Raw genomic sequence first — 12,602 nt, 5'->3', positions numbered from 1 at the left:
TCCATACTCCAGACATCATTGATCGCCTCAGGCACAGAAAGTGGCTCAGGCTTTTCCCGATACAGACGCTTCCTCGGCTTGATCCGTAGGTTCAGCTCCAGTTCCCGGTAGACCCGGTACACACGCTTATGGTTCCAGCCATAGCCCTTCACGTTGCGTAGATACAAAAAGCACAGTTTGAAACCCCAGTTGCGCTGACGATCGGTTATGCCGACAAGCCAGTCAGCGATCTCGGCATTCTCGTCTGAGAGCTTCGGTTTATACCGGTAGCATGTCTCGCTGATCGAAAAGGCGCTGCACGCCGCCCTGATACTCAGCCGCCCCTTGCAGACAGCAGTTCTTGCCATCTCGCGACGTCGGGACGGCTTCACCACTTTTTTGCCATGGCTTCCTTGATGACATCATTCTGAAGCTGCACATCGGCATACATCTTCTTGAGCCGGGCATTCTCCGCTTCCAGCTCTTTCATTCGGCTCATCAGCGAGGCATCCATGCCTCCGTATTTTGCACGCCACCGATAAAAGCAGGCGCTGCTCATTCCATGCTCCCGGCACAGTTCAGGCACCGGCGTGCCAGCCTCCGCCTGCTTCAAGATGCTGATGATCTGGCTGTCCGAATAACGTGATGTCTTCATGTAAAATCTCCTGCGTTCTGGTTACGAGAAAATTCTACTTTTGAGTACCGCTATTTATTGGGGGTATTACCCAGGGAGGAAACAGATTTTCAAATCTTTTAGCTTAGGCAGGAACCACACGCTGCGATCGCTCGATGTCGTCACTCGGGCCGCGTTTGTTTTTCTTGAACGAACCCTTTACTCGGAACACCACTCAAATCTGAAAGCTGTCATTTCTCGGGTGCTTGTACATTCTGGATACTGCAGCTTCGCGCACGGGTCATCCGCCGTGCGACAGAATGCACCCACCTTGCGATAAATAGAAAACGCCCCGCAGCCAGTCATGGGCCACGGGGCGCTTCAATCAGCCAGGCTATATGGGCTTAGCCGTCGTCTTCGTCGTCATGATCATCGTCATCGTCGTCATCGCCCTTGCCCATGGATTCCTTAAGCGCCTTCCATTCAGCCTTGTGACGCTCTTTCATCTCTTTCTTTTCGGCTTTCTGGGCGGCTTTCATTTCCTTCTTTTCGTCCTTGGACATATCTTTCATGCCCTTCATGGATTCCTTGTGCCGCATCTTCATGGCCTGCCATTCTTCATGATGGCGCTTTTTCATCTCAGCGGCTTCAGGACCCATGTCCTCGTCGTCCATCATTTTCTCGTGTTTGTGCTTCTTCTTGTCCTTCATTTTTTCGTGCTTCTTTTCGTGCTTCTTTTCATCGCCATGATGATCGAAGGCAAAAGAGGCAGGGGCAGCCACCGAAAGGGCCGTCAGTCCCATGACACAAGCTGTCAGAATATTCTTGATTGTCGCCATTTCACATTCTCCGTATGTGCAGAAAGAATTCAGCTATGGCGGAAGGTGCCTGAAAAGATTTCAGTAAAGATATCAGCAAGGATATCAGCTATGGCACTCGATACTATGGTTGTCCCTTCCCGCTAGCAGCTTCACACTATTACCATAAGAAGGCGAAATCTTGGCAGCACTTTCGCGGGACCGGCCATTCACGGTTTCGGCATGAACCTGACATCCACGCCTGCCCCGGCAAAGACATCCGCCATGACGCCGGAGCCCACGAGCCTTGCAGTGACGCCGTCGAATGCCCCAACAAAGGCACGGTTTTCAGGCGTGTCGTGGCAAACCACGGAAACACCGACGCGGATCAGCGCAAGGTCCGGGTTATAGGGCGGCAGCGGGCGCCCCAGGGACTTGAAAACAAAGATATTGTCCGGCAGTGACCCGGACATATGGTCCACACGGCCCGCAATCAACATGCGGGCTTTCGCAGTCTCCGTGGTGGTTGGCAAAAAGCTGGCGCCATAGCCTTCCAGCACCGTGGGCAGGGCAGAGCCGTTTGGATAGGCAATCTTGCGCCCTTCAAGCGCCTCAAGCGAGGCAAGCGGCGCTTCGCCGTAGCGGCTGAAAATGTGACTTTCCACCCATATAAGCGGGACAGTCTGGATGAAGCCGTCCGGGCCCTCAATCTCTTTGCCGGTTACCAAATGACCAATATCACTGGGATAAAGACAACTGCCTGCGATATCCTGAAAACTGACTTTGGCGCGCTTATAGGGCAGTGGCTGGTAGGCCTTGGGGCTGTCCATCGCATCAAGGACGGTGCCCAGCACTTCGTTATAAAAACCAGAACCGTCGAGCGCGAGCGTCATGCCCCAACTGGTGCCGTATATATCGCCCTGGCCGTCTGGGTGTGCGGGTTGCCTCAACCCGCCCTCTGCCCAGGCGCCAAACGTCTGGCAGATCGCCAGACATAGGATTCCAAAACTGTATGCGGCGGTGCGCACCATTGGCAACAAGCCCTTTCGCACAGACCCCCAGGCACGGCGAGCTGATAACTATATCAGCGAATATTGCTGAAGGGTACCCGTCTCCCCGGATGGGCGAAACGAGGCTTCACCCCGGCGGCCGGCGCAATATCATTCAGGTCTGCAGCTCCTGCATAAGGCGCCTGCATCACGCCCGCACTGGCCAGAAGGTCCTGAAACGCGGCGTCAGCCTGCAGCAAATCGATCCGCTCGTTCAATTGCGCAATGAACGCACGGTTGGCGGGCGTGTCGTGGCATACAATCGCGACACCTGCTTCAATCAGGGAAAAGTCCCGGTCGTAGGACGCCATGCGGGTATCCAGCGACTTGAAGACCAGATATTCATTCGGCAGCATGCCGGACATCATATCCACCCGCCCGGTGATCAGCATCTGGGCCTTGGCCGTTTCGTCATGCACGGAAATCAACTGTGCACCCGTATCCTTTAAAAGCTTGGTCATGATTGAGCCCGTGGGGACCGCCACTGTCTTGCCCTTGAGGTCCGCAAGGGATGCGGGCGGCGCCATGCCTGCGGGCGCGAACAGGTGTTCCGCCGCTGTGAAGAGCGCATTGGATTCGATCAGCTTCTGGCCACCATCATGTCCGCCGGTGGTCAGGACAGACCGCGCAGACGGATACAGGCAAGCTGTCTGGCCCACTAGGAACTGCGACCGCGCGCGCCGGTACGGCATCAGCTTATAGTCGACCGCTCCATCGCCTGCAGGCACCAGATCCCGGAAAACATCATTATAGAAACCTGTGCCGTCCTGCGCCAACGTCTGCCCCCAGACAGTGCCTAACACAACAGCCGGTTCCGGTGTTTCCAAATTGTCAGATGGACTGTCATTTGCCTGAACGCTGGTTGCTGCCAGCAACAGAATTGCTATCGAGACAATGCCCGACGCCACTACAAAAAATTTACGCAACACTCTTTCACCCAAAGCCTGATTACTAATCCAGGTCTCAGCTCCATGGCACCTGTCGCGGCTGTCCGTTCCCCCCGGCATGCCACACCATGTCGCCCTTTCCCGCAAAAAGGCTATTCAAAGGGAGACAGCAAAAGCAACGGCAAAAGAGCTAATTTTCATAAAATTGAGCCTTTTTACTGTGCGACATGATCGCAACTTCCTGCCGGGCTTTCATTATGCACCCATAAGAAGAGCCGCCGTATGGTTAACGCCGGTTTTTCCACCCCTCAATCCTGAACATTAAAGGAATCAGGCTTTTGACAGATTCGGAATAACTAGCGGGCTAGGATCCTATGGGTCAGAGCCTGCCCACGCGGGCGCGTTCCACAGCCGAATAGATGAAGAACTGATTGACGGTCTCACCGTCCTTCGACAGCGGAAAATAAAGCACGCTGACGTCCACATATTCCCGACCGTCCGAAAGCGCCTTCGACAGTCCAAGCGCCGGCATCCGCGTTTCTATGCAATGATTGCTGATGCGGCATACCCGCCTCAGCACCTGGTCACCGTGATAGTCGCTAATCAGTTGCCCGGTCGCCTCGCCATAAAGCGAACTGATCTCCGTCCCCATCAGGCGATAGCGCGCGTCCACCACATGGCCTTCCTCGTCAAAGACAGGCTCCAGGATTGTAATACGCGGCAGATACTTGCTAAGCCTGGAGGGTGAAACATCTGCCCGGCTGTTAAATGGGCGGTCGCCCCGGCTTTTGGCCATCAGCTCGACAAGGGCTGCCATGTCCTCGCGTATTGCCATGCCTTCCTCAACCGTCACCACATAGAAATGGTCGGCCCGTGGCCCCCTATTCCTGATCCGGATCAGCTCATTTTCAAACGAGGACATGCGCTCTACTCCCCCGCCTTCAGGCGCGGCATCAGAGAGCCCGAGGATTGAGCGGGGCATTCCCGCAACACCCAAAGACAGGACGTACTGACAGAGGCTGCGCGCACCACGGAGCGCATGCCGCCAACTGGCACACCATGTCGGTTCAGCGTTTTCAGGCTCATGCCCTATTATGGGCGCAGGCTGGTAAATAAATGCTGAAACGAAATTCCCGCGAAACCCCTGTAAATACCACTTATAAATGCATTTACAGGGGTAAAAGCCTTAATCCTGCAGGCTGGCGTAAAAATGCCTGAGCAGGGAGCGGTGAACTTCGTCCGCCGGTTTGCACGGCGGATGATACAGAAGCATCTCGCGCGTCAGCCAGAAACTTTCGCGGAAGGCCTGCGCCACCTCAACGCCGGAATGGTCCTTCAGCACGGCGTGCTTTTCCGCCAACAAATGGCCAATTTTCTCAGCGGCGGCATCAAAGCTTGGCCCCAAGCCGGTAAAATCCCCCGGCTCTGCCATCTTTTGCGCCATATCAAGCGCCCGGATCACCCCGCTTCGCTCTGAACAAAGCCGCATGAAAAGGCTGATCATCATGCCTGGCGCGTCGTCAATCAGTGCCGGGCAGGTATCCAGCTCATCCACCAGCGCCGATACGGTCTGCTCGCACTCCTGGCCCAGTCGGCTATCAAGGCACCGCAGCAGTGCGGTTTTATCGACAAACCGGTTATAGAAAGACCCGACAGACGCATCTGCCTGCCGCACGATTTCCTGCACCGACACCTCGTGCCAGTTACGGCCGGACAAAAGCCCCTCTGCCGCATCGAGGAAACGGAAAAATGTTCGTTCACTTCGATTTTGTGCCGGACGGGACACCCACCGTCCATATGACCATGCACTGCCCGACATGGCCCTCCGGGATGATGCCCCGGCTTCGGCCGCAATTGCTGCCATGGATTTCTCCTATATAATAGCCTCTCGGCGAGCCGCCACACTCGGCTGCCCGCAACCCCCAACCTTCAGACAAGCAGAAAGCCGGAGCCACCCAACGTCAGCTCCCCTGACACCAGGACTGTGACCACACGGCCCTGCGCCCCGGCTTTCCTGCCATCACACTCAAAACCCATTACCCGGAACAAACTCCGAACCGTCTTCATGACGAGACGCACAGCGCCAGCATAGCGACCGACGCCAGGCAAAAGCCCAGGCTGATGCCGCCGCCCTTTCACAAAGAGATTTATATTAGAATCAGAATTCTAATTCTATTACAAGAAAAAAATAAAATGCCGCAATCGCTTACAACCGCGTAGCAAATCAGCAAACCTTCGCAGCGGCTGGCGTCCGCCACAAATCGCAGCCCCTTCGCCTGCCAGCGATCGCCAGGTTGAACAGGGCAAGATCACGAACCGCAGCCTTCATCTGCAGGCCAATGCGCATCGCCCATATCTCCTTTAGTTTGAGAGGTGGCTTCTGCCCAATCAGCTTGCCTTTATTCCAAGGCTGGTGGGAGTTTTCATGGCGAAAGATGAGTTTCATGATCTGTCTCCTTTTTGATCAGGAGACAGTCATTCTACTCCCATCAGCTGAGTGCACTTTCTGACCCTTTGCGGACCATTTATGCTTCCCGCTGACGACTTGCTGTTACACCCTGGGCGCAGTCAGCATTTTGCCATACTTGAAAATGAACATCAGGAAGCCCAGGGCCCACAGAAGCCCTGCCGCTGACAATAGCATGCTGTAGGCATCTGGTATCAACGATGCTGCTACCCTGAGTACAGCGGCGAGAAAGACGGCCAGATACATTCCGGCACCAAACACGCCTGCCGCAAGGTCGCGACCGGTGTGCCCGAGCGTGGCGCGAGACATGACGGCAAGCGGCATCAACCCCATCAGGCCAGCCGTCAGGGCGTGCATGCCTGCGCTTGGCGTTATGCCAGCATTCGGCAGCAGCGTGTCGAGCCCAAGAAGCGCGAAGCCCACCGGCATCCAAAGATAGGCCGCGTGCAAAACAAGCACGATAGCACTCGAAACCGTTGCCCAACCCTTCCAGCGCGCGAGACGCACCAGATGCCCGACGGCAACCATAACAAGGAACATTCCAGCCACCATGCTTTGCGGCCCCACAACCCACAGGACAAGCGTTGCAGCCGTTGCAAGCAACAGGATTTTGTCAAACTGGTTGAAGGGCACAGGCCGGGCCGCCTTACCGGACTTAATCAACCAATTGGTAGTGAAGCTCGGGACAATGCGCCCACCGATAAGCGCATTCAGCATGACAATGAGCGCAAGCGCAGCACGCACGGCATAATCGCCGGAGAACAGCCCCAATGTTTCAATATGAAAGGCGATATTGCTCACTGCCAGCAGGCTGATGATCAGGCAAACCGGAGCATTGCGCCAATTCCTGCCCGCGATCACCTCGCGGCTTACAAGCCCCGCCACCGCCAGCAGGAAAATACTGTCAACCGTGGCGGCCGTCCCCGGCATCACGGGCGCCACCATGGCGATGCGCCCCAACAGCCATGCAAGCGCGAGCATTAGAAGTGGCATGCCGGATATTGGCAACCGGCCGGTCCAATTGGGGATCGCGGTCAGAAGAAAGCCGGTGATCACAGCAGCCAGAAAGCCAAACAGCATTTCATGGATATGCCAGCGAAGAGGGCCTATCCCACTCGCAATGTCACCACCGTGAGCGAAAAGAAACAGCCAGATCGGCACCAGAATGGCTGCCGAAAGGGCTGCCAAAAGAAAGAAAGGCCGAAATCCGAAACTGAGAAATGCCGGACCTTGGTACCGTTTCGCAGACATGATCTATCTCCTGCACCTGAATTTGAACATTCTAGCCAGACAACAACGAAAATGCCGGGCGCTTCTTGTCACACCCAGCACTCTCTTTTCCATAATTCAGCAGCTGCAGCCTAGAATTTGGCCTGCAGCGTGATCCAGATCTTGTCAGTGTCTGTCGCAAACTCATCCGCGTTATAGAAGGCTGCCTTCACCGAAGCCGACAGATATTTGTTGATCTTTTTCGTCACCAGGAAGTCAACCTCGCTGCCATAGGAAATACCGCCCGTATCGCTGGAAAAGTCGTGGTATACGGCTTTGAACAGCATACCGCCAAATGCACCGTCCCCAGGCACCTTGTAGGCCAACGACACGTTGATCTCCTCAAGGCCATTTCCAGGTGTTGCCAGAAATTTATCAGCCCAGCCATTGAACTTGTGAAGCGTGGCAAGCGGAGTCTGGAAGGCCACGCCATTGTCGCTGCCCAGAAGCTCATACCCGATCTGGCCGGTCACAGCGCCCGCGGTCGCTGACACGCTACCGTTCCAGTAATCGGCCGAGAAGTCATTTGGATTATCTTTATAGTCGGACTGCGACGCATATTCGAGCTCATAGCCAAGCTTCAGGCCGTCAGAGACGGCATACTTGCCGTCAAACCGAACGCCGTACGTGCTGGATGACAGGCCATAAACCGGCGCATCATTGAGGTCGATCAGCAAGGCATAAGCCGTGATGTTAGCGAAATCAAAGCCCTTGTAGGTCAGGTTGATCACATGGGTGTTGGTGTCCAGGTCACCAAATGGATGGTCTTCTCCAAAAATCCGGTTCACATTCCAGACGTAGCCATAAATGGCAGTCAGGTCCTTGGTCGGCGTGGCGATTGCGGCCACCGCATCATAGGTCTGGTCATTCTGGCGGAAGCCAACCGTACCAACAAAACGCTGGTTATCCAGATTGATACCCTGACGCCCACCCTTGAGCGTGAAATAGTCATTCTTATACTGGATATAGGCTTGGTTCAGCTCTGTTGTGTCCGGGTCGGCAACTACCGGACGGGTAATGTTGCCGTTCACGGTACTATTGTAGGTATCCTGCCCCAACACAGTCGTATTGGTGCCCTCCAGATAGGCACTGAACCCATGCAGATCACCCGTTTTGTACCAGATTTTGGTCAGCAGGGTCGACGCGGTTGCCTTCTTGGAAAATCCATCCTGATCAACCAACTCAAGCCGGTAGCGGAGGTCAAGGCCTGCGTCGCCATCCTGCAGGAAATTACCGGTATCTTCGGCGGCTGCGGCGCCGGTTGCAGCAATTGCAAAAGAACTAACAGCAATCAACAGGGGGCTCTTTCTCATGGTTCAAACTCCTTAAAAACCCTTCAATGAGTGTGTTTTAGCTGCACCTGCGGCTAACTTACCTGATCCACATCAAGTGGATGAAAAAATTGGAGAATTTGACAAATTGTTGCACCTGGGTGTGGTATTAGCGACACAGGCGACGGAAGCGGTCTTCCTCGGGGCGGTATGAGAGCAGCTCGCCGCTGTCCAGATGGAAGTACCAGGCGTGAAGCGCAAGTCTTTCATCCTGCACAGCCTGGCGCACCCACGGGTAACCGGCCAGGTTCTGGATGGAAACAAGTGCGCCTTCCATTTCTGCCAATCGAAGGCATTCTTCATGGTCGTGGGCTGGATTGCAATTTTGCAGAACCGCCTCGCGGGCTGGAGCAAGAATGCCCACCCAATCAGCGATATAATCGTCTTCATCGGCGTCAAACCGGTCCGTGGGATCCTTAGCCATCAGGGCGGCAATACCGCCGCAGCCGGAATGCCCCATCACGATGATATGCTCCACCTTGATATGGTTGACGGCATACTGGATGGCGGCCCCAAGCGACTTGTGGTGGCTTTCGCCCTTCTCGTATGGCGGTACGATATTGGCAACATTATTGACGACAAAAATCTCACCCAGGCCAGCGTGGGTCAAAATGGCGGGGTTCACCCGGCTGTCGCTGCAGCCAATAATCAGAACCTTTGGCGCCTGCCCTTTCGAGGCCCAGTCCCTGTAGGCCTCATACTTCTTGTCCAGATATTCAGCACGGAAGATTTTATAACCTTCAATCAGCTCTTCGTATGAATCCATGGTGCACCTCTATGCCACCGCTCAGGCGATATGCAAATTGAAACGCGACACCTTAGAGCGCAGCCGCGAGATCAAAGCCCGCAATCTTTGCCCTTCCAGCAAGGTCCAGTATGTAAGACTGAATTCCATGGCGAATGCTCCTGGTGTGCAGATAATCACGGATGCGCGGCTCCACCTCACTGAAGGGAAGCGGCATTTTGGCCCCTTCCCCGGCACTGAACCGCTCGATGTTATGATCATAATAATGGCGACAGACTTCCGGCGTGGCTTCGGGAGCTGTCACTTCAGACTGGATCAGCTTCATGATCCCGGCATCGAGAGCTTCTTCTTCCGCGTCTTTGGCCAGAAACCCCTTTTCCTGTGCCTCCTGACGCAGCAGTTCCCGGATCAACAGGGCCTTGGCCGCCTCATCGCGGGCGGCCTCCCTGGTTGCGGCCGGGTGAAACTGCATTTCCTTGAACACGTCATCGTCCGTGATTTCGGTTTTGTTGACGAAGATCGGCATGGCTCAGGCCCTCCGGCGCACGATCTGGTAGCCAGACCGGAAGATATATTTGATCGGGGCGGACAGGATGTGCACCAGCCGGGTGAAGGGGAAGAGCACAAAGATCGTCAGCCCAAGCACGATATGCAGCTTGAACACCAGCGGCTCATGCAACACGAAATCCGCTGCACCGCCCCGGAAGGTCACGATATGCTGGGCCCAGTTGGCGAGTGCGATCATTGAGCTGCCGTCTGCATGCTGGGCAGACGCCGGAATGGTGGCGAGCCCGAGAATCAATTGAACGTAAAGCACCAGAAGAATCATGATGTCCGCCGGCTTGCTGGTGGCTCGGATACGTGGGTCGGTCAGGCGGCGCACCAGAAGAATGGTCATTCCAATGAAGCAGAGCGTGCCGAAGATGCCGCCTGCAATCATGGCCATCTTTTGCTTCACAGCCGCTGTCATAACCAGGTGGTACACAGATTCTGGCGTCAAAAGCCCGACAAAATGGCCAAAGAACAGCAGGATGATGCCCACATGAAACAGGTTGCTGCCCGCTCGCATGCCTTTTGAGCGGAGAAGCTGGCTGGAGCCCGCTTTCCAGCTATAGGGATCCTGATCGTACCTGAGGATAGACCCAAGCACCATGATGACGATGGCAAGATAGGGATAAATCCCGAAGAAGAAATCATTGAGATAAGCTGACATTCTTGCCTCCTATCGCTGAGCGTTTGGCGCGGCTGGGGCCGTGCCTTGATGGCGGGTCGCAGATGGGCACACAGCGCAGGACGCATCGCCGTCGAAAGCAGGCGTCTCCTCCCACTGTTTGTCCAGCGCCTCAAAACTGGTGTCTTCCTGTTCGGCGTCGATAAGCGCCTGTTCGACAAACTTCTCGTCCGCCTTCGCATCCGTCAAAGCTTCAAGTGCGCGGTATACGTGGCTATAGCCCAGCTTCTTGGCCTTGAGCTTGGCACCCACGGCGCCGAGGATATGAACTGTCTCAGCCAGAAGTTCCTTGGCTTCCTCAAACGGCAGGACCGCCAGGAATTCGAGGAACAGTGGCAGATAGTCCGGCAGTTCCCGGGCCGCCAGTTCAAAGCCGTGGCTCTTATAGAGGTCCATCAGGTCCACCATAGCCTGGCCGCGGTCGCGGCTTTCGCCGTGGACATGCTCGAACAGATAAAGCGAATGCGCCCGCGAGCGGTCGAAGTTGGCCACATAGTCTTCCTGTACCCGCATCAGGTTCCGGCGGGCCAGATCATCCATAAAACCAAAGAGCGGCTTCATGACCTTGGCCGGAATGAGCTTCTCTTCCGCAATCACGGCCTTGAGTTCATCCATATGTTGCTGCAGGTCTTCCGTTGGGTAGGCAAGCAGCATGCCCATGATTTTGAACGTACGCATTAGCCTCTCCTTACATTGCCGGACATGGTGTTCTTGTGGGTTTTGCCGCCGAACAGGCCACCCGAACGGGCGCTACCGCCGCTACAGCCGTTACCGAAGCTGAAGCCGCAAGCCGACCGGCTCTCGAACGCGATTTCGTTGTCGAACGGCGTTTTGCCTGCATATTCACGGTGGTTGGTAGGAATGACGAAACGGTCGTCATAGTCGGCCAGCGCCATGATCCGATACATGTCGGCTACGGTTCGTTCGTCCAACCCCACCCGGCCAAGCACGTCCACATTGCCTTCGCCGCCCACAGTTTTGGACCGCATGTAGCTGCGCATGGCCATCATGCGCTCAAGCGCATGCACCACAGGTTCTTCCTTGCCCCCTGTCAGCATGTTGGCCAGATATTTCACCGGAATGCGCAGGCTCTTGACGTCTGGCATGATGTCGTCGCCATCAATTTTACCCTCAGCGTAAGCGCTCTGGATCGGCGACAGCGGCGGGATGTACCAAACCATCGGCAACGTGCGATATTCAGGGTGCAGCGGGAAGGCTACTTTCCATTCCATCGCCATCTTGTAAACAGGCGAGTTCTTGGCGGCCTCGAGCCAGCTGTCCGGGATACCGTCCTTGCGCGCCTGCTCAATGACAGCGGGATCGTTCGGGTTCAGGAAGATATCAGTTTGGGCTTCATAAAGATCGCCCTCGTCTGCAGTCGATGCAGCTTCCTCAATCCTATCCGCGTCATAGAGCATCACACCCAGATAGCGGATCCGGCCCACGCAGGTTTCGGAACAAACCGTTGGTTCGCCGTTCTCGATGCGCGGGAAGCAGAAGGTGCATTTTTCGGATTTGCCCGACTGCCAGTTGAAATAGATCTTCTTGTATGGACAGCCCGAGACACACATGCGCCAGCCGCGGCATTTGTCCTGGTCGATCAGAACGATGCCATCTTCCTCGCGCTTGTAGATCGCGCCCGATGGGCACGCCGCCGCACAGGTCGGGTTCAGGCAATGTTCACACAGCCGGGGCAGATACATCATGAAGGTATTTTCAAACTGGCCATAGATATCTTTTTCGACATCCTTGAAGTTATAGTCCTTCGACCGTTTGGAGAACTCACCCCCCAGGATTTCTTCCCAGTTCACGCCCCATTCGGGCTTGTCCATCTTCTGGCCGGTGATGACAGAATGCGCCCGCGCGGTTGGCACGGTTTTCATTTCCGGCGCATTCTGCAGATGGGCGTAATCGAAAGTGAACGGCTCGTAATAGTCGTCGATTTCCGGCAGGTCCGGGTTGGCGAAGATATTCGCCAGCACGCGGAACTTGCCGCCGATCTTCGGCTGGATCTTGCCGCTGGTCTTGCGCTCCCAACCGCCATTCCAGCGGTCCTGGTTTTCCCATTCGCGGGGATACCCCACGCCCGGCTTGGTTTCCACATTATTAAACCAGGCATATTCCACGCCTTCCCGGCTGGTCCACACGTTCTTACATGTGACCGAGCACGTGTGACAGCCAATGCATTTGTCCAGATTTAGGACCATGCCGATTTGTGCACGTATTTTCATGAG

Annotated in this window: 12 protein-coding genes and 2 pseudogenes; all 14 read right to left on the bottom strand. The window is 55.5% G+C overall.

Going from position 1 to position 12,602, the window contains the following annotated elements:
- Window positions 1-634, bottom strand: a pseudogene (locus KORM41_RS21610) (transposase); the annotation flags it as partial.
- A gap of 362 nt (window positions 635-996) precedes the next feature.
- Complete coding sequence (locus KORM41_RS17690; protein WP_068151415.1) at window positions 997-1,431, bottom strand: hypothetical protein; 435 nt, start codon at window positions 1,429-1,431, stop codon at window positions 997-999.
- 188 nt (window positions 1,432-1,619) lie between these two features.
- The gene (locus KORM41_RS17685) at window positions 1,620-2,420 is read right to left on the bottom strand and encodes a type 2 periplasmic-binding domain-containing protein (RefSeq protein ID WP_068151413.1); all 801 of its coding nucleotides are present in this window, start codon (window positions 2,418-2,420) and stop codon (window positions 1,620-1,622) included.
- A 53-nt stretch (window positions 2,421-2,473) separates the two neighbouring features.
- Window positions 2,474-3,367: a substrate-binding periplasmic protein gene (locus tag KORM41_RS17680; RefSeq protein WP_197421252.1), complete on the bottom strand. Its 894-nt coding sequence runs from the start codon at window positions 3,365-3,367 to the stop codon at window positions 2,474-2,476.
- Between the two features lie 337 nt (window positions 3,368-3,704).
- Window positions 3,705-4,307: a PAS domain-containing protein gene (locus KORM41_RS17675; protein ID WP_082720036.1), complete on the bottom strand. Its 603-nt coding sequence runs from the start codon at window positions 4,305-4,307 to the stop codon at window positions 3,705-3,707.
- 204 nt (window positions 4,308-4,511) lie between these two features.
- A complete protein-coding gene (locus KORM41_RS17670) occupies window positions 4,512-5,189 on the bottom strand; it encodes a TetR/AcrR family transcriptional regulator (protein WP_068151404.1) in 678 nt (225 codons plus the stop codon).
- Between the two features lie 393 nt (window positions 5,190-5,582).
- Window positions 5,583-5,771 (bottom strand): annotated as a pseudogene (locus tag KORM41_RS17665) (integrase); the annotation flags it as partial.
- Between the two features lie 105 nt (window positions 5,772-5,876).
- Window positions 5,877-7,043: an NnrS family protein gene (locus tag KORM41_RS17660; RefSeq protein ID WP_068151398.1), complete on the bottom strand. Its 1,167-nt coding sequence runs from the start codon at window positions 7,041-7,043 to the stop codon at window positions 5,877-5,879.
- A gap of 110 nt (window positions 7,044-7,153) precedes the next feature.
- On the bottom strand, window positions 7,154-8,374 hold the full coding sequence (locus KORM41_RS17655) for an alginate export family protein (protein ID WP_068151394.1): 1,221 nt from the start codon (window positions 8,372-8,374) through the stop codon (window positions 7,154-7,156).
- Window positions 8,375-8,501: 127 nt separating this feature from the next.
- Window positions 8,502-9,158 (bottom strand): carbonic anhydrase, encoded by a 657-nt coding sequence (locus KORM41_RS17650; protein WP_068151391.1) that lies wholly within the window; start codon window positions 9,156-9,158, stop codon window positions 8,502-8,504.
- Window positions 9,159-9,210: 52 nt separating this feature from the next.
- A complete protein-coding gene (locus tag KORM41_RS17645) occupies window positions 9,211-9,663 on the bottom strand; it encodes a hypothetical protein (RefSeq protein ID WP_068151390.1) in 453 nt (150 codons plus the stop codon).
- A 3-nt stretch (window positions 9,664-9,666) separates the two neighbouring features.
- Window positions 9,667-10,350 carry a respiratory nitrate reductase subunit gamma gene (gene narI, locus KORM41_RS17640; RefSeq protein ID WP_068151387.1) on the bottom strand — a complete coding sequence of 228 codons (684 nt, stop codon included), beginning with the start codon at window positions 10,348-10,350 and terminating at the stop codon, window positions 9,667-9,669.
- Between the two features lie 9 nt (window positions 10,351-10,359).
- Window positions 10,360-11,046 (bottom strand): nitrate reductase molybdenum cofactor assembly chaperone, encoded by a 687-nt coding sequence (narJ, locus tag KORM41_RS17635; protein ID WP_068151385.1) that lies wholly within the window; start codon window positions 11,044-11,046, stop codon window positions 10,360-10,362.
- Window positions 11,046-12,599 carry a nitrate reductase subunit beta gene (gene narH / locus KORM41_RS17630; protein WP_068151383.1) on the bottom strand — a complete coding sequence of 518 codons (1,554 nt, stop codon included), beginning with the start codon at window positions 12,597-12,599 and terminating at the stop codon, window positions 11,046-11,048. Before narH ends, narJ begins: the two co-directional genes overlap by 1 nt.
- Window positions 12,600-12,602: the final 3 nt, after the last annotated feature.

It is taken from the genome of Kordiimonas lipolytica, assembly GCF_001550065.1.
Note: the sequence above shows the minus strand (reverse complement) of the source record. Positions and strands in the feature narration are given on the sequence as shown.